At 50.0% G+C, this 16,590-nt stretch carries 16 protein-coding genes; 6 read left to right on the top strand and 10 right to left on the bottom strand.

Annotation, left to right across the window (positions count from 1 at the left end):
• Window positions 1-193 precede the first annotated feature (193 nt).
• The 3 genes from NK662_RS07160 (at window position 194) to NK662_RS07150 (ending at window position 1,873) form a co-directional block, all read left to right on the top strand.
• On the top strand, window positions 194-589 hold the full coding sequence (locus tag NK662_RS07160; RefSeq protein WP_254758231.1) for a globin domain-containing protein: 396 nt from the start codon (window positions 194-196) through the stop codon (window positions 587-589).
• A complete protein-coding gene (locus NK662_RS07155) occupies window positions 589-1,440 on the top strand; it encodes a ClpXP adapter SpxH family protein (RefSeq protein WP_254758230.1) in 852 nt (283 codons plus the stop codon). Before NK662_RS07160 ends, NK662_RS07155 begins: the two co-directional genes overlap by 1 nt.
• A 253-nt stretch (window positions 1,441-1,693) precedes the next feature.
• The gene (locus NK662_RS07150; protein WP_254758229.1) at window positions 1,694-1,873 is read left to right on the top strand and encodes a hypothetical protein; all 180 of its coding nucleotides are present in this window, start codon (window positions 1,694-1,696) and stop codon (window positions 1,871-1,873) included.
• Window positions 1,874-1,956: 83 nt separating this feature from the next.
• On the opposite strand, the gene pepF is transcribed toward NK662_RS07150, so the two are convergent.
• Both pepF and NK662_RS07140 read right to left on the bottom strand, forming a co-directional pair.
• The gene (pepF, locus tag NK662_RS07145) at window positions 1,957-3,780 is read right to left on the bottom strand and encodes an oligoendopeptidase F (RefSeq protein WP_254758228.1); all 1,824 of its coding nucleotides are present in this window, start codon (window positions 3,778-3,780) and stop codon (window positions 1,957-1,959) included.
• 105 nt (window positions 3,781-3,885) lie between these two features.
• Window positions 3,886-5,076 (bottom strand): competence protein CoiA, encoded by a 1,191-nt coding sequence (locus NK662_RS07140; protein WP_254758227.1) that lies wholly within the window; start codon window positions 5,074-5,076, stop codon window positions 3,886-3,888.
• A gap of 181 nt (window positions 5,077-5,257) precedes the next feature.
• Here NK662_RS07140 and NK662_RS07135 point away from each other — a divergent pair, with 181 nt between their 5' ends.
• Window positions 5,258-5,740 (top strand): hypothetical protein, encoded by a 483-nt coding sequence (locus NK662_RS07135; protein WP_254758226.1) that lies wholly within the window; start codon window positions 5,258-5,260, stop codon window positions 5,738-5,740.
• A gap of 263 nt (window positions 5,741-6,003) precedes the next feature.
• Here the strand turns inward: NK662_RS07135 and cls are convergent, their stop codons facing one another.
• Window positions 6,004-7,548, bottom strand: a complete 1,545-nt coding sequence (cls, locus tag NK662_RS07130; RefSeq protein WP_254758225.1) for a cardiolipin synthase — start codon at window positions 7,546-7,548, stop codon at window positions 6,004-6,006.
• Between the two features lie 67 nt (window positions 7,549-7,615).
• A complete protein-coding gene (mecA, locus tag NK662_RS07125; protein ID WP_254758224.1) occupies window positions 7,616-8,287 on the bottom strand; it encodes an adaptor protein MecA in 672 nt (223 codons plus the stop codon).
• A 566-nt stretch (window positions 8,288-8,853) separates the two neighbouring features.
• Here mecA and NK662_RS07120 point away from each other — a divergent pair.
• Window positions 8,854-9,531 (top strand): TerC family protein, encoded by a 678-nt coding sequence (locus tag NK662_RS07120; protein WP_254758223.1) that lies wholly within the window; start codon window positions 8,854-8,856, stop codon window positions 9,529-9,531.
• A 181-nt stretch (window positions 9,532-9,712) separates the two neighbouring features.
• On the opposite strand, the gene spxA is transcribed toward NK662_RS07120, so the two are convergent.
• Entirely contained in the window at window positions 9,713-10,108 is a 396-nt protein-coding gene (gene spxA / locus NK662_RS07115; RefSeq protein ID WP_254758222.1) for a transcriptional regulator SpxA, read from the bottom strand.
• 310 nt (window positions 10,109-10,418) lie between these two features.
• Between spxA and NK662_RS07110 the strand changes: the two genes are divergently transcribed.
• A complete protein-coding gene (locus NK662_RS07110) occupies window positions 10,419-10,622 on the top strand; it encodes a hypothetical protein (RefSeq protein ID WP_254758221.1) in 204 nt (67 codons plus the stop codon).
• Between the two features lie 159 nt (window positions 10,623-10,781).
• Here NK662_RS07110 and NK662_RS07105 read toward each other — a convergent pair whose 3' ends face one another.
• The 5 genes from NK662_RS07105 to NK662_RS07085 all read right to left on the bottom strand — a co-directional run bounded on the left by NK662_RS07105 (window position 10,782) and on the right by NK662_RS07085 (window position 16,492).
• Window positions 10,782-11,720 carry an ABC transporter ATP-binding protein gene (locus tag NK662_RS07105; protein WP_254758220.1) on the bottom strand — a complete coding sequence of 313 codons (939 nt, stop codon included), beginning with the start codon at window positions 11,718-11,720 and terminating at the stop codon, window positions 10,782-10,784.
• Window positions 11,710-12,756, bottom strand: coding sequence for an ABC transporter ATP-binding protein (locus NK662_RS07100; protein WP_254758219.1), 1,047 nt, complete (start codon window positions 12,754-12,756; stop codon window positions 11,710-11,712). Before NK662_RS07100 ends, NK662_RS07105 begins: the two co-directional genes overlap by 11 nt.
• Before the next feature lie 20 nt (window positions 12,757-12,776).
• The gene (gene opp3C / locus NK662_RS07095; RefSeq protein WP_254758529.1) at window positions 12,777-13,787 is read right to left on the bottom strand and encodes an oligopeptide ABC transporter permease; all 1,011 of its coding nucleotides are present in this window, start codon (window positions 13,785-13,787) and stop codon (window positions 12,777-12,779) included.
• Complete coding sequence (opp3b, locus tag NK662_RS07090; RefSeq protein WP_254758218.1) at window positions 13,784-14,713, bottom strand: oligopeptide ABC transporter permease; 930 nt, start codon at window positions 14,711-14,713, stop codon at window positions 13,784-13,786. Before opp3b ends, opp3C begins: the two co-directional genes overlap by 4 nt.
• Before the next feature lie 135 nt (window positions 14,714-14,848).
• Window positions 14,849-16,492, bottom strand: a complete 1,644-nt coding sequence (locus NK662_RS07085; RefSeq protein WP_254758217.1) for a peptide ABC transporter substrate-binding protein — start codon at window positions 16,490-16,492, stop codon at window positions 14,849-14,851.
• Between the last annotated feature and the right edge of the window lie 98 nt (window positions 16,493-16,590).

The raw sequence follows: 16,590 nt of genomic DNA, 5'->3' as shown, positions 1-16,590 counted from the left end.
GGCCAGGTTCTCCCTGGCAGTGGGCCAGCCGGTGCAGCTGGACATCAAGAAAAGCGGTGGGAACTCACCCCAACGCAAAAGCAAACAGCCGAACTACACGGGTTCTGCTCGTCCGTTGCACTCTTCCCGGGTGCAGGGTGCTGCGGACGGTTAGAACGCGATTGTCATTTTTACGGGAAAAGGAGACACCAATATGAATTTTCATTCTATGACACCATTTGATGCCATCGGCGGCGAAAAACTTGAACAGCTTGTGGACACATTTTACTCCCATGTGAGCCGTCATCCTGACCTCTCTCCCATTTTTCCGAGCGACTTGACTGAAACGGCACGCAAGCAAAAGCAATTCCTGACCCAATATTTGGGCGGACCCAGCCTGTATACAGAGGAGCATGGCCACCCCATGCTGCGCGCGCGCCACATGCCCTTTGACATTACCCCGAAGCGGGCGGCGGCCTGGCTCTCCTGCATGCAGCGGGCCATGGATGAAGTCGGCTTGAACGGCGAGCTCCGCACCTTTATCTTCGAACGCCTGACCTTAACGGCCCACCATATGGTGAATACGCCGGATGAAGCAGGTGAGGCGTAATGGCTAAGGACCTGCCGCAAAACTGCTCCAATAAGCCGGTGGAAGCCTATTTCTTTATCGACCCGCTCTGCAGGGACTGCTGGGTCATTGAACCGCTCATCATTAAGCTGCTGCTGGAATATGGAAAGTATTTTTCCATCCGCCACGTGCTGACAGGCAAAGCAGAGGCTGCAGCGGCAGCCCCTGGACACAAGTGGAATAAGCCCGCCAATGTGCGGTTCGTATGGGAAAAGAGCTCGAGCATGCACGGGATGTCGTGCGACGGCCGGATGCATATGCATGCCTGCGATGCTTCGCCGCATATAGCTTCATTGGCCATTAAAGCCGCAGAGCTGCAGGGGCGCCGCGCCGGATCGCAATTCCTGCGGAAGCTGCAGGAGCACCTCTTTCTGCAAAACGTCAGCCGGCCGACGCATGAAACACTGCTTGCCTGCGCGGAGAAAAGCGGCATTGACCTCGATGAGTTCTTGCAGGATTTGCAATCTGTCAGCGCGGCAAAAGCCTTTCAGTGCGATCTTAAGTTTACAAACGAGCTGCATATTACCGAAATTCCATCTATTGTGTTTTTCAATGCCAAATCGGATGAAGAAGGCGTAAAGATTTCCGGCATGTACTCCTATGATGTGTACGTACAGGTGCTGCGGGAAATGGTGAAGGAAAATCTCGTACCTGAGCCGCTTCCGCCGCTGGAGGCACTGCTGCAGTGCTTTGAGTTTATCTCTACGAATGAGCTTGCGATTATTTATGATATGTCTGAAGCAGATGTTATGCGGGAAATGAAAAAGCTGCTGCTCAAACGCAAGGTCGTGCAAGTGCCGACAGAACGCGATATGTATTGGAAATTCGTATAGAAAAGAAAAACGACCCAGGGGAACCAGGTCGTTTTTCTTTACGGCTTATAAATTTAAAGGGGATGGGAGAAATTTTCACGTTCAAACAAAGGGGTATATGTTTGTATGTGAGTGTGAACCTCGTTCACATGACTTATATTACAGGATTCGACTTTAAATGACAATCTCTTTATTTCTTATTTCACAAAAATGACACATTCTAAACGCTTACATGTCCGCATATGCTAAAACAGGGACAAAAGGAGGAGAAAATATGGGAAAATCACGCATTTTAGGGGCTTTAGCCCTCGTGCTGCTGGCTTTTCTTTTGTATATTTTTTCTTTACTGGAAACATTTCCTTTGCTGCTTTCGGTACCTTTTTTGTTTGCGTCCATCGTGTGGTTTGTCTGGCAGTTCGCCAGCCGGAACCGGTTTCGCGGGTTCCGTTCTTAATGACGCTTATGTGACGAACAATTTCGACAATTTCCGCTATACACAGCAAAAAGCAAGAGGAGATCATCTGCCCCTCTTCTTTCTTATTGCTCAAACAACAGCTGCTCCAGCTCGTTGAGTTTTTCTTCAAATACCTTCAATGCCTCGCGCACCGGCTCCGGAGATGTCATATCGACGCCCGCCTTCTTCAGCACCTCGATTGGATAGTCGGAGCTGCCTGCCTTCAGGAAGTTGTTGATGTAGCGCTCCACCGCCGGCTGCCCTTCCTCCAGGATTTGCTTGGACAGCGCAGTGGCCGCACTGAAGCCTGTCGCATACTGGTACACATAGTAATTGTAATAGAAATGCGGAATGCGTGACCATTCCAGGCCGATTTGCTCATCAATGACAAGCCCGTCGCCGAAGTACTTCTTGTTCAGCTCATAGTACGACTCTGTCAGGAAGTCTGGTGTGAGCGCCTGGCCTTCCTGCGCCTTCACATGAATCATATGCTCGAACTCCGCAAACATGGTCTGGCGGAATACGGTGCCGCGGAAGCCTTCCAGATAGTGGTTCAAGAGGTACAGGCGCTTCTTCTTGTCATCTGTTGTTTTCACCAGATAATCATTCAGCAGCGCTTCGTTGCAAGTGGACGCCACCTCTGCCACGAAAATGGAATAGTCACCGTAAGTGTACGGCTGATTCTTGCGCGTATAGTAGCTGTGCACAGAATGGCCGAACTCGTGCGCCAGCGTGAACAGGTTGTTGACGTTGTTCTGCCAGTTCATCAGAATGTACGGGTTCGTGCCATATGTGCCGGAGGAATACGCCCCGCTGCGCTTGCCGCGGTTCTCGTATACGTCCACCCAGCGGTTTTCATATGCTTCCTTCAAAATATCCACATACTCATCGCCCAATACAGCCAGGGACTTCAGCAGGATATCCTGCGCCTCTTCATACGGCACATCCATCTTCACCTCTTTGACAAGCGGTGTGTACAGATCGTACATATGCAGCTCTTCCAGACCGAGCGCACGCTTGCGGATGTCCACGTACCGGTGCAGCAGATGCAGATTTTCATGGACGGCCGCCACGAGCTGGTCGTATACAGCCTCCGGAATGTTGTTATTGCTGAGAGCTGCCTCGCGCGCGGACTTGTACTTGCGCACCGTCGCGTAGAAGTTGTTCTTCTTTACTGAGCCGCCCAGCGTGCTGGCGAATGTGTTGCGGTATTTGCCGTATGTGTCGTACACCGCCATGAAGGCATCGCGGCGGACGCGGCCGTCATCGCTCTCTAAGAACTGGATGTAGCGGCCATGTGTGACCTCCACCTCTTCCCCGTTCTCGTCGGTAATGGACGGGAATTTCAGGTCGGCATTGTTCAGCATGCCGAATGTGTTGCTCGAGGAGCCGAGGACTTCGGACGCCTGCGCCAAAATCGCTTCTTCGCTTTCGCTCAGCACGTGCGGGCGCTGCAGATTGATTTCCTCGAGCGCATGCCGGTACACGCTCAGCTCTTCGTTTTCCTGCAGGAAGCCCTGCAGGGTGTCCTCCGGAATGGACAGAATTTCCGGCACAATATAGGCCATCAGACTGGACGCCTGGGCATACAAGCTGCGGGCACGGTCGTTATAGGCTTGATAAAAGGAATTTGTAGTATCCTGGTCGTAGCGCATGTGCGCGTATGTATACAGCTTGCCAAGGCGCATGGTGATTTCATTTTGATATTGCAGCAGACTCAGCAGATTGCCGGCTGATTGACCCAGCGTTCCCTTGAATTCGCTGATTTTTGGCAGCATGTCCTTAATCGCAGTAAATTCCTGCTCCCATGCTTCGTCTGTCGGGAAAATATCCTCGAGACGCCATGTATCCTCCATGGTAATCTCGCTGCGCGCCGGCAGCTGCTTGACTGTTTTTTGCTCTGACATGTTTTGTTCCCTCCTTCAGGAAAGCCTGATGTATGAATTCGCTTCTTTCTGTTCTTTTCCTGCTTTTTCCTTCCATTGCCGTGCCACCTCTTATTATATCCTTTTTCAGGAACGGGATGTTACGATTTGCTCCGCCGGAAACAAAGAAAGTGCATGGTGAATCCACTTTTCATCGCAGGCATTGGCTTCCTCTTCTGTCGCCGGCACAAACAAGCTGCGCTGCTTGCGGTACACCCCTTCTCCTTCGCCCGAAATGGCACCTGTCAGACAAAGAAATTGCAGGTATTCATGCGCAGCCTGCTGCCGATAGGAGGACGGCAGATACGGGAGGGCGCGGGCCGGTTGCCGGGACAGCAGCCGTTCGGTCATCCGGACACAAGCCCCCTCCTCCTCCGCTCCGAAGGCGGTCTGCCAAAAGCGGTATTGCCACAGAATAGCCGGCTCCCGAAAAGCCAGGCCGGACGGCAGCGGCACACAGATTTCCGGCGGAAAGCAGGACAGAGGGATGCCCTGCTCATACAGGCTGTACAAGATGCGGTCCTTGCTTTTTCGGTACGGATAGAGGGCATTGGCGCGGTATTGCTTCTTCTTGCGGCTCCACTCCTGCCGCAAAGAGGGGAGTGATACAACCGGCGGGGCAAAGAGCTCCTGCAGGGAGGCTTCCTTAAGAGGAGACAAAAGCTGATGGCAAAATACGGCGGCGGTGCTGAAGGGAATGAGCGGGGCACATTTGAAAAACGCGCGGGCCTCGGGACAGAAATAGAGAAGATAGGGCAAGCCGGAGAACTGGGTGCAGAGGGTATGCAGCGAGGACAGCCGCATCCAATGGGCGGCATGGCGCTTCATCTGGCTGCCGCCAAGAATCCACAGGACGCGGATGCCGGCGTGCCAGTAGCTGCGCGTCCGCTTGAGCAGCTGTTCGTTGGAGATTGTGGCGCATTGATACTCAATGGCAATGGGGTTGTCGTGCGGATTCAGCAGCAAATCCGGCCGCTGCCGGATGGACGGGAGATACACTTCCACCTCCGCCTGCAGCCCCTGCTCCTGAAACCAAAGGTATAACAGTTGTTTTCCGTGCCGGTGATAGGCTGATTCCGGTTCGAAGTAGGTGGAGCAAAAGGTTTCCCGTTTGTGGGCAAAATGAAATCTTTTCTGCTCGCCGAGACGGAGCCGCACCTCCCCGCCGCACACGGGGCAGAGCAGCTTCTCCCGCTCCTGCAGCTGCAGAAGCTGCGGCCTGCTCCATGCATCCAGCAGATTGACACGTTTGCCGCCGGCAGTATGGGCTGTGAACATAGCATCACTCCTTTTCCCTTTCTTTCAACGGAAAAGGCGGTATTCCTCCCCGGGCACCATCTTCCTGTTTTTTCTAAATTTGCTATACTAATAGGAAGGCTGACACAGACGGCGGCAGGGAAATCCTCTTTTCCCCCGGCTACAATAAAATTGCTGTCTGGACAACGAATGGAGGCTTGCCATGGAAGGCTTTATGCTGGCAAATGGAATATTCTTTGTGATTCTCAAAGTGTTATTTTGGCTCCTCATGCTTGCGGCGGCTGTCGCTCTCCTCAGGTTCTGGGGCCGATTGTCGGATTGGGTGACAGACCGGCTGCTTTGCAAGATGAGCAAGCCTATGCAGATGATCACCCTTGTTGCCACTACCGTTTCACTCGAACTGCTGGCGGTGTTTGGCGTCTCTTCCCTGCTGCACATGAGCTTCCCCGATGCCCTGTTCATGTCCAGCCTGCTGCTGATCGTACTGGTTTGGTGCGTGCCGTTCTTTCTCAATCACCAAAGCCGCATCAATCAGGTGGATGACCGTTACTTTGGTTTGACAGAAACGCTGACAAGCGACGTATACCGCTTCCGCCGCAATGCCTTCACCATTGGCACGTTGCTGCTGGCGGTGCCGAGCATACTCCTTTCCCTCGTATACTATCTTCCTTACTTTTTACACTGAAAAGAAGGGTGTCACCTGACACCCTTCTCCCGGTGATACCCCCGCTCTCCGTACGGCTGCAGCTGCTCCAGCACTTTTCCTCCATCGCTGCAAGCTTTCCCTCATTTTCTTCAGCTCCATTGACATAAATGATGTTAATGATCCAAAAGGAAAATCTACATGTTTTTCCATGTGAAGACAGGGTTTATAAGCTCTTCCATAAATGTAAATAGACGCAGGAATGATGCCCAATACAAAAGCCACTGCACTTGGCAGTGGCCTTTCTACAGCAGCGGCGACAGCAGCCGGTACATGGACTCCACCATCCGCATCATCAGGCGGCGGTTTTGGAAATGGTCCACATGAATCTCTTTCGCCTCCAGCAAGTCCGACTCAAAATCGCTGACCAGCTTTTTCACACTGTCGGTTTCATATAAAAAGGCATTCACCTCAAAATTCAGGTGGAAGCTGCGCATATCCATGTTGGCTGTCCCGATGGAAGCAAGCTCCGAGTCCACAATCACGATCTTGCTGTGCAAAAAGCCCCGTTCGTACTCATAGATGCGCCCCCCTGCCTCCAGCAGCTCCGGAAAGTAGGAGCGTGAGGCATAGAACACCGTGCGCTTGTCTGGCTTAGCCGGCACCAGCAGGCGCACATCCAGGCCGGCCAGGGCCGCCACCTTGAGCGCTGCAAAAATATCATCATCGGGAATAAAATACGGCGTGGCAATCCAGATGGATTTGCGCGCGGAGGCGATGAGCGCAAAGTAAATATGCTTGATGGTTTCCCACTTATTATCCGGTCCGCCGGCCACGAGCTGCACGCCGCCCCTTTCCCCCTCGCCGATGCGCTCCGCTTTCACGAACAGCGGATCCAGCAGCGCTTCACCAGTCATGTAAAACCAATCCTGCAGAAAAATCAGCTGCAGGCTCTGGACAGCTTCCCCGCGCAGGTACAGATGTGTGTCCCGCCAAAAGCCAAAGTATTCGTTGTGCCCCAAATACTCATCGCCAATATTCAAGCCGCCGACAAAGCCTTCCCGTCCATCGACTACAATGATTTTACGATGGTTTCGGTAATTGATTTTATCATTGAGAATCGGAAAACGAACCGGGAAGAACGGCACAATCTCCACCCCCGCCTCGCGCAGCTCCCGAATATAGGCCTTGGACAGCCGGAAGCTGCCAACCGCATCATACAAAAAGCGGACGATTACGCCCTCGGAACGCTTGCGAATCAAAATTTCTTTTATTTCATTTCCAATCCGGTCATCACGGACGATATAGTACTCCATATGTATGTGATGCTTTGCCTTCTCCAGCACAGCTCGAATCGCAGAGAAGGTTTCGTCCCCATTGGTCAGCACCTTTGTTTCCGTATGAAAGGAAATATCCAGGGCCCCGAGCCGCTCAGCCAGCCGGAACAGCAGCTCCTGATGGCGATGCTTGGATATCAGCATTTCCTGGTGCTGCTTGCTGCCCTTGTACCGAAGAAACGCCTGCTCATCCAACAGGGCTTTCTTTTGGAACATCCGCTTGCGCCGGAAGTTCTGCCCGAACAGCAGATAGGCAAAGAATCCCAAAACAGGAAAAATCCCCAGCACAATGAGCCACGTCAGCGTTTTGGAAGGATTGCGATTTTCCAGGAAGATGACAAATCCGATTAAAAAGGCTGACAGCGTAAACAAGGCACTGACAATGCCAAGCAGGGAGACATTCTCCAAGTCCAACAAGTTTGCATATATGGCTTCGTTACTGAGGAGGCGCAGCCCCACAAAAACAGAAAATAGAATGAGCAAAAACAGAATCAGCTTGAGGATATTTTTCATCCGCATCCTCCTTTCTGTTGTATAGTATGCACAAAGGAAAAGCCGATTTCACAACTAAGAAACCGGCTCATTGCTTCGGCGGGAAATGCTTGCTGATGACAGCGAGGGCATCCTCCCTTATAATGGTCTTGCCATATTCTTGAATGCGGTGAATGGTCAGCACGGATTCTTCGCCGTACTCCAGGATGACGCTTAGAATGCCATCCATCTCATCTTCATCATGTAACGTTTCATCAAATTCTACATATAGATAATAGCGGTTTTCAAACAGGTACAGTTCATTGGTGATGTCTTCCAACCGAAGCCGGTGGCTCAGAGAAATGACATGCTCAAAATCCTCGAACCGTACAATAAAGCCCAGCGTACCGTCTATATTATAATATGGGTCAATTGCGTCCTCCAGCTGCTGGTCAAATAATGCTTCCAGCTGCTCATCCACTTGGATGTCAATGATCTTATCAAGGCCGATTGGCAGCTCCAGCTTCTGCCCATCCTTGGACAGCTGCGCCTTTGTCACAATGACTTCGATGCCCTTCTCCAGTGCCTGCACCTGAATCCAGAGCGGGCCATCCGCAAAAAAGTCATCCTGATCACGCGCTTCATCCATCATTTCCCAGAACAGCTGCTCGCTTTTTTCGCGGTTGTACCAGATTTCATCCTGCTCAAAGCCGCGCTCCTCTATATCAACATAGGAAATGTAAAACTTGACTGTGTGTTCGTTGATGCGTTCAATATCCAAAGTAACCTCTCCCTTCTACCTCAGCTTTTTTCAAATGAAGGGAACCCCCTAGACAGTATATTTGTACCATCGTATCATGCTGTGAGGAAATGCAGTAGAAATCTTGTACTCTCATTTTATGATAAGATGTGCCAGAATGGAAATAAAAACGCAATATTTTTTGAAAACAGTTGTTTGCCTAAAATAAGGCGCACATCCCCTGTTCTTCAGGGCAGCACCGTAATGCGTTCTTTCCGGAGCTCTTATGCATCGAAAGCTTTCCATTTGATATGCATTCGTAATTTTTCCCGGAAAGCCCTGTTTTCATTTCATGAAAAATGGATTGAGTACTTTTATAATATGGCTGAAAAGGACGGTTACAACCCTTTCTTTTCATATTTGTTCATATTTGGACACGGCCGGCATCCTGTTTTCTCCATACATAAATCATAAGGAAGCACACAAGCTATAGGGACAAGAAGCTCATTCGACAAAGTTAGTGGCACCCAATTCTTGACATGGTTGTACATCCTCTCGTATAGTTAAATGTGGACTTTGGTTAAAATCGATAAACGGGGGACAACAAGATGAATTTGGATCTTTTGATGTCTGTTCTCATTATCGTTGGGATAGATGTCGTACTTGGCGGGGACAATGCAATTGTGATTGCGCTCGCAAGCCGCAACCTGCCTGAAAAGCAGCGCAACAAAGCCATTGTCATCGGCACAGGCCTCGCAATTGTGGTTCGGATTCTGCTGACTATCATTGCTGTATACCTCTTGCAAATTCCGTTTCTGCAGCTTGTCGGCGGCATTCTCCTGTTGTTCATCGCATACAATCTGCTCACAGGCGAAAGCGAAGAAAACATGTCCAGCATCCAAGCCGGCACGACGCTCTTTGCTGCTGTGCGCACCATTGTGTTTGCCGATGTTGTAATGGGATTTGACAACGTACTGGCCATTGCCGGCGCAGCCAGCGGACACATTTGGCTTGTCGTGTTCGGTCTACTAATCTCCATCCCTATCATTGTGTGGGGAAGCAAGCTCATCCTCTTGCTGATGGAGAAGTTTTCAGCACTTGTATACATTGGCGCAGGAATTTTGGCATACACAGCCGGTAAAATGATGACGCATGAGCCGCGTTTGCACGATTTCTTTGAGAAAAACAGCTATTTAACAATTGGTCTCCCGATTGCCGCAATTGTCGGCGTGATTGCGGCAGGCTATATCAGCAATCAAATTCGCCTGAAAAAGGCACACAGCTAAGACCTTCTACATGTTGTAGAAGGCCTTTTTTGTAGAGGCTGTTTTGGGGGAAATCGCTGACTGTACACCCACTCATCCGGCAGTGAAACAGCGGTATATGCCCCCCACAGCCTGGAATGAAAAATAGACCATCACCGGGCTGAAAGTGTTGGTCTATTTCATATAGTTCGACTGGGCTCCGTCAGTTTACAAGGCGCTGCGCTTCACGAAGCTGGAACGTACGGACGGTACGCGGCAGGAAGCGGCGGATCTCATCTTCATTATAGCCAACCTGCAGACGCTTCTCGTCAATGATGATCGGACGGCGCAGGATGCCCGGATAGTCGCGGATAATTTTGTATAAGTCTTGAAGCGGAAGTGCTTCTACATTGATGTTCAGCTCTTGAAAAATTTTGGAACGGGTTGAGATAATTTCATCGGTGCCGCTCTCTGTCATGCGAAGAATTTCCTTAATCTCCTCAATCGTCAACGGCTCGGAAAAAATATTCCGCTCTGTGTATGGAATGTGATTTTCCTCCAGCCACTGCTTTGCCTTTCTGCAGGACGTACAGCTTGGGGAACTATATAAAGTTACCATCTCTTACTCACTCTCCTAACAATAAGTACTTACACGTACTCTCTAACAAACAGTCCCGAGAACTGAAAACATTTTTCAAATTACAATTACTATAAATAAGTAACTTCAATAATCATTATACAATACATCCTCCCGGAAATATACATCTATTTCTTTAAAAAGACGAAAAAAAACCTGCACAAAACCTATACAAACTTAAGGATCGCGCAAAGCTTGCAGAACATTGTCGCAATTCATAGATTTCCTTTTCTTCCGGCATGTTTTCGCTTACAATATAGACAGGGACTATTTCAAACAAGGGGGACTTCATATGTTGGGCTATTTCGTGGACCTGGCAATTGTGGCAGGCTTGATCATCGGCATTACAGCGCTCATGGGCGTTCTGACAAACGGCATTGGCGAAAAGGTATTCGGCGGCAAGAAGCGCACGGAATTTGTGGATTGGACTGCCCGCACCCAGACAGGCTGGAAGGCTGTCGGCGGCAAAGGCATCTACAGAAAAAAGACGTATTAATCCCTGTACAAAACCTATACAATAAGTAAAAACCCCTCTGCAGCTGCGGGGGTTTTTTACTTGGTGAAATATATACAACGGCTGCATTGTTAGATTGCCGGACGCATCAGTACAATAAGAAAAAGAGACCGTGCACCAAAGGAGCACGATCTCTTTTTCTTATTGATACAATTCCTTATACTTCTTGTACTCCGCTTCAGAGCAAAGCACGAAGTGGCCAGGGCGGATTTCACGCATCTTCGGCTCTTCATTGGCATAGTCATGCTGCTTCGGATCGTAGACAATACGCTTACGGTTGCGCTCATAGTCCGGATCTGGAAGCGGAATCGCTGACAGCAAGGATTTTGTATACGGGTGAATCGGGTTGGCATACAGCTCTTCACTTTCCGCCAATTCCACGATTTTGCCGTGGTACATAACACCGATACGATCACTGATGTATTTTACCATGGACAGGTCGTGGGCGATGAAGAGATATGTTAAGCCCTTTTCATTTTGCAGGCGCTTCAGCAGGTTGACAACCTGTGCCTGAATGGACACGTCCAGCGCGGAAATCGGCTCGTCTGCAATAATGAACTCCGGCTCCACCGCCAATGCGCGGGCAATCCCGATACGCTGTCTTTGGCCTCCGGAAAATTCGTGCGGGTAGCGGTTTGCGTGTTCGCGGTTCAAGCCTACCGTTTCCAGCAGCTCATATACGCGCTTCATGCGGTCTTCTCTGGACTTTGCCAGACCATGAATATCAATGCCTTCCGCGATGATATCCGCAACTGTCATACGCGGGTTCAGGGATGCGTATGGATCCTGGAAAATCATCTGCATTTTACGGTTGAACTTCTTCAGCTCAGCCTTGGATTTCTTTCCGTGTACATTCTCGCCGTTGAACAACACTTCACCGGCTGTCGCATCGTACAAACGGATAATGGTGCGGCCGGTTGTGGACTTGCCGGAGCCGGATTCGCCTACCAAGCCGAATGTCTCACCCTTATAAATATCAAACGTGATGTCGTCAATCGCCTTTACGACGTTGCCGCCGCCAACCTTGAAGTATTGCTTCAGGTCCTTGATTTCCAACAGCTTCTCACGGTTATTTGCCATTGCGCTCACCTGCTTTCATTTGGCGAATGCGGTTTTGCACCACTTCCGGCGCTTCCACCTTCGGCGCATTTGGATGCAAGAGCCAAGTCGCCGCATAATGTGTGTCGCTCACCTTGAACATCGGCGGCTCCATTTCAAAGTCAATCTTCAGTGCCTGCGGATTGCGTGCCGCAAATGCATCGCCCTTTGGCGGCTTGATCAGGTCTGGAGGAGAGCCCGGGATTGCATACAGCTCATCTTCTCCGCCCTCCAGGCTTGGCATGGAAGCCAGAAGACCCCAAGTGTACGGATGCTTCGGATTGTAGAAGATTTCATCTACAGTGCCGATTTCAACAATTTTCCCAGCGTACATAACCGCCACGCGGTCTGCCACGTTAGCTACAACGCCAAGGTCATGCGTGATGAAGATAATCGCAGAGTCTGTCTTCTTCTGAATATCCTTCATCAGCTCCAGGATTTGCGCCTGGATCGTTACGTCAAGAGCGGTTGTCGGCTCGTCCGCGATCAACAGCTTTGGATTGCAGGCCAGCGCCATCGCGATGACGACACGCTGTCTCATACCGCCGGAGAATTGGTGCGGATATTGCTTCAGACGCGCTTCCGGATTCGGAATACCGACGAGGTCAATCAGTTCCACTGCCTTTTGGCGGGCATTTGTTTTGCTCATGCCCTGATGCTTGATCAGACCTTCCATAATCTGATTGCCGACTGTCATCGTCGGATTCAGGGATGTCATCGGATCCTGGAAAATCATTGCGATTTCCTTGCCGCGGATGCTTTGCATATCCTTGTCGGACAGCTTTGTCAGGTCGCGGCCGTCAAATACGATTTCTCCGCCGGAAATACGGCCTGGCGGGTTTGGGATCAAGCCCATCAAAGCTTTGGAAGTAACGGACTTACCAGAGCCGGACTCCCCTACAATCGCCAGCGTCTCGCCTTTTTTCAGGTCAAAGCTTACGCCGCGCACTGCCTGCACGATGCCTCCATGCGTCTCAAAGGAGACCTGCAGATTCTTTACATCTAGAATTTTTTCCATCTTCACCTCTCCTTTCCAGTTTATTTGCGCATTTTCGGATCAAGCGCATCGCGCAATCCGTCAGCCAACAGGTTGAAGCTCAAAATCAGAATACTGATGACCGCAGCCGGGATGAACATCACGTGCGGATACGTTTGAATAGACTTGTAGCCATCGCTTACGAGCGCACCAAGGGATGCGAACGGCGGACGGATGCCAAGGCCGATAAAGCTCAAGAATGCTTCCGCGAAAATGGCGCTTGGGATGGTGAACATCGCCATAACGATGATCGGGCCCATTACGTTTGGAATCAAGTGCTTCGCGATCAGCTTGCCGTTGGAGGAACCGAGCGTGCGGGATGCCAGCACGTATTCCTGGTTCTTCAGCTTCAGCACCTGTCCGCGCACAATACGGGACATGTTAATCCAGCCGGTTGCCACCATTGCCAGGGAAATGGACAGAATACCCGGCTCCAGCACCATTACCAATAGAATAACAACAATCAAGTACGGAATACCGTTCAATACTTCTATAATACGCTGCATGATGTTGTCCGTACGGCCGCCGTAGAAGCCGGAAATACCGCCGTAGGTTACCCCGATGAGCATGTCAACAATTGCTGCGAGCAAACCGATATACAGGGATACGCGAGTGCCTTCCCATGTTCTTGTCCACTGGTCGCGGCCCAGGTCGTCCGTGCCGAACCAGAAGTCTTCTTTGATGTTGCGCTTAGCGTACTGGTCAACCCCATTGGAATCCTTGCCGTCAAACCAAGGAATAAAGGACAGTGCTGTAATGCGCGGAGGCAGCTTGGAACGGCCAAGATCCTGGTCCTTATAGGAGTATTTGCTCATGGACGGACCGAATGCCGCAAAGAACACCACTACGACAATCATAATTACACCGAACAATGCACCACGGTTTTGGAACAAACGGTGTCTTACATCCTGCCAGAATGTCAAGCTCGGACGAGCGATGACTTCGTTGTCCACATTGCTGTGGTCGGCTGGCTGAAACAGTTCCGGAGAAATATTTTGCAAGTCTTTCATCAGCTCTTCCCTCCTGCTAAACGAATACGAGGGTCAACCACTCCATACAGCAGGTCAACGATAAAGATGACGATGACAAACAGGGCGCTGTAGAAGATCGTTGTTCCCATGATGACTGTATAGTCATTCAGTGTAATGGATTGTACAAACTGTTCCCCGAGTCCAGGAACGGCGAAAATCTTTTCAATAACGAGTGTGCCTGTCATCAGGTTTACTGTCATTGGTCCCAGAATGGTGATGATTGGAATCAGTGCGTTACGGAGAGCATGCTTGATGATAATGACACTTTTGCTGATTCCTTTGGCTTTTGCAGTTAAGATATATTCAGAATGCATAACCTCAAGCAGCTCTGTACGTGCAAAACGGGCGATTGTCGCTGTTACGCTTACCGCCAATGAAATGGTTGGAAGAATTGTATATTCGAAGCCCTTCCAGAAGGCTACCGGCAGCCACTGCAGCTTTACACCCACATAGTACTGCAGCAAGGCTGCGAATACGAAGGATGGCACAGAGATACCGATGATGGAAACAACGGTTGCCCCATAGTCTGCCCATGTGTTATTGCGCAAAGCTGCCACAATACCCAGCAGAATGCCCAGGAATGTACCCACCAGCAATGCCTGGAAACCCAATTGCGCGGACGGCCCAATTCGTGTTCCGATCATTTCTGTTACTGGTCTGTTGTCATACTTGAAAGATACACCTAAATCACCTTGCACAAGGTTGGCCATATAACGTGCGTACTGCACTGGTACAGGGTCATTTAGACCGTATTTTTCTAAAATAATCTCCTTTTGCTGCGGTGTCAGCTTTTCCTGGTTTGTCAGCGGAGAACCCGGCAGCAGCTTCATCAGGAAGAATGTGAAAGTTGTAATCAAAAACAGCGTGATAATCATGTAGCCGAAACGTTGTAATGTATAACGTCCCACAACAGCACCTCCTCATATTTGCGAAATGTTCTGCCAATTTTGTGTAAAATTGGACTTTTGTGGTTTGCAGTAAGAAAAGAGTACATGCCCTTCATAAGCATATACCCTTTGGACTGCAAACTGTTCCTTATGTTGTTACTTCTGAACGTAGGCCCACTTGAAGCTGAAGTCTCCGCCGAAGTTGTGCTCAACAATGCCCTTTACATATTCCTTTTGCAGGAATGCGCGTCCGCGCTGATACACAGGTGCAATCGCCGCATCTTCAAATAGAATGTTCTCAGCTTCCAACAGGTTGTTCCAGCGCGCCTTCAGGTCTGTCATATCCGTCTTGCCCTTTTGAATCAGCTCGTCGTACTTCGCATTGGAGTAGCCCATTTGGTTGTGGGCACCGTTTGTTACGAACATATCGACGAATGTCATTGGATCTGGATAGTCAGGTCCCCATCCGGCAAAGGACAAATCATATTGTCCGTTCGTTTCAAGCTTCAGCTTTTGTGCAAAAGGCTGCTGCTTGATGGTAATCGTCAAGCCCGGCAAATTCTTTTCCAGCTGCTCCTTCAAGTATTCGCCAATTTTCTTCGCACTTTCACTATCAAAGTTTAACAATTCAAGTTGAATTGTGTCAACTCCAAGTTCTTTTTTGCCAGCTTCAAACAATTCCTTCGCTTTTTTGACATTTGTCTTTGCCAAATCGCCATTTTCCGCGCGGAAATCCTTCTTGTCCGGCCCGGACACAAAGTCCTTCGGCACAAGGCCTCCGGCAGCAATGGAGCCATTATTCAACAGCACATTCGCGATGCCTTCCTTGTCAAAGCCCGTCATAATGGCTTTGCGGATGTTTTTGTTGGCCAGCGCTTTGTTCTTTTCGTTCATCCGGACAAAGAATACAGACGGATCCTGCTTTGTCACAAATTCCGGTGTGCTCTTGTACTTGTCCACAAATTCCGCAGTCAAGCCGGCACGGTCCACCTCTTTCGTTTCAAACAGGTTCACGCCCGTTGCCACGTCTTTTACGATGTTGAAGTTGATTGTGCTCAGCTTGACATTGGTTTGATCCCAGTAGCTGTCATTTTTCTTCAGCTGGAAGCTCTGCTCATGCTTCCACTCACTCAGCACGAACGGGCCGTTATACACCGTTGTGCTTGCCTCCAGGCCAAACTTGTCGCCCTGCGCCTTCACAAACTTCTCATCCTGCGGATAGAAGGTCGAGAAAGAAATAAGGGAAATGAAGTACGGAACCGGACGCTCCAGCTCTACTTCCAATGTATAGTCATCAACTGCTTTTATGCCTAATTGATCGGCCGGCAGCTCGCCTTTGTTAATTTTCTCGGCATTTTTCACATCAAACATGATGTATGCATACTCGGCAGCCGTCGCTTTGTCCACCGCGCGCTTCCATGCGTATACGAAGTCCTTTGCCGTTACAGGGTCGCCATTGGACCACTTGGCATCTTTGCGCAGCTTGAAGGTGTACTTCTTGCCGTCTTCGCTTGCGGCATAAGATTCTGCAGCACCCGGCATCGGCTTATCGTCCTTGCCCAGCACATACAGGCCTTCCATTGTGTTCGTCATCACATTGAAGGACACTGCGTCTGTCGCCAGCACTGTATCCATCGTCGGAATCTCGGAAGCTTCCAACAGGTTCAGCACTTGCTCGCCGCTCGGTCCTCCTTCTTTCGCTTTGGCATCGGAAGCCTTTTTCTCGTCGTTGCCGCAGCCTGCCAGCACAGTGCTGACTGTCAAGGCAGACGCGAGAGCAAATGTAAGCTGTTTCTTCATGAAGTAAACCCTCCCTGAACTTGGACTATATTCTATTTTCTCTCTCTCTTTATATGTAGAAACCTTTTGTGTGAAAATATTTTTGGATGCATTTACAA

It is taken from the genome of Ectobacillus ponti (genome assembly GCF_024294785.1).
In the GTDB taxonomy this organism is placed as follows: domain Bacteria; phylum Bacillota; class Bacilli; order Bacillales; family Bacillaceae_G; genus Ectobacillus; species Ectobacillus ponti.
This window is presented reverse-complemented; position numbering and strand designations above follow the sequence as displayed.

What these genes read in the sequence shown, in the direction of transcription:
- NK662_RS07160 (WP_254758231.1), top strand. Translation starts at nt 194, where the DNA reads ATGAATTTTCATTCTATGACACCATTTGATGCCATCGGCGGCGAAAAA.
- NK662_RS07155 (WP_254758230.1), top strand. Translation starts at nt 589, where the DNA reads ATGGCTAAGGACCTGCCGCAAAACTGCTCCAATAAGCCGGTGGAAGCC.
- NK662_RS07150 (WP_254758229.1), top strand. Translation starts at nt 1,694, where the DNA reads ATGGGAAAATCACGCATTTTAGGGGCTTTAGCCCTCGTGCTGCTGGCT.
- pepF (WP_254758228.1), bottom strand. Translation starts at nt 3,780, where the DNA reads ATGTCAGAGCAAAAAACAGTCAAGCAGCTGCCGGCGCGCAGCGAGATT.
- NK662_RS07140 (WP_254758227.1), bottom strand. Translation starts at nt 5,076, where the DNA reads ATGTTCACAGCCCATACTGCCGGCGGCAAACGTGTCAATCTGCTGGAT.
- NK662_RS07135 (WP_254758226.1), top strand. Translation starts at nt 5,258, where the DNA reads ATGGAAGGCTTTATGCTGGCAAATGGAATATTCTTTGTGATTCTCAAA.
- cls (WP_254758225.1), bottom strand. Translation starts at nt 7,548, where the DNA reads ATGAAAAATATCCTCAAGCTGATTCTGTTTTTGCTCATTCTATTTTCT.
- NK662_RS07120 (WP_254758223.1), top strand. Translation starts at nt 8,854, where the DNA reads ATGAATTTGGATCTTTTGATGTCTGTTCTCATTATCGTTGGGATAGAT.
- spxA (WP_254758222.1), bottom strand. Translation starts at nt 10,108, where the DNA reads ATGGTAACTTTATATAGTTCCCCAAGCTGTACGTCCTGCAGAAAGGCA.
- NK662_RS07110 (WP_254758221.1), top strand. Translation starts at nt 10,419, where the DNA reads ATGTTGGGCTATTTCGTGGACCTGGCAATTGTGGCAGGCTTGATCATC.
- NK662_RS07105 (WP_254758220.1), bottom strand. Translation starts at nt 11,720, where the DNA reads ATGGCAAATAACCGTGAGAAGCTGTTGGAAATCAAGGACCTGAAGCAA.
- NK662_RS07100 (WP_254758219.1), bottom strand. Translation starts at nt 12,756, where the DNA reads ATGGAAAAAATTCTAGATGTAAAGAATCTGCAGGTCTCCTTTGAGACG.
- NK662_RS07085 (WP_254758217.1), bottom strand. Translation starts at nt 16,492, where the DNA reads ATGAAGAAACAGCTTACATTTGCTCTCGCGTCTGCCTTGACAGTCAGC.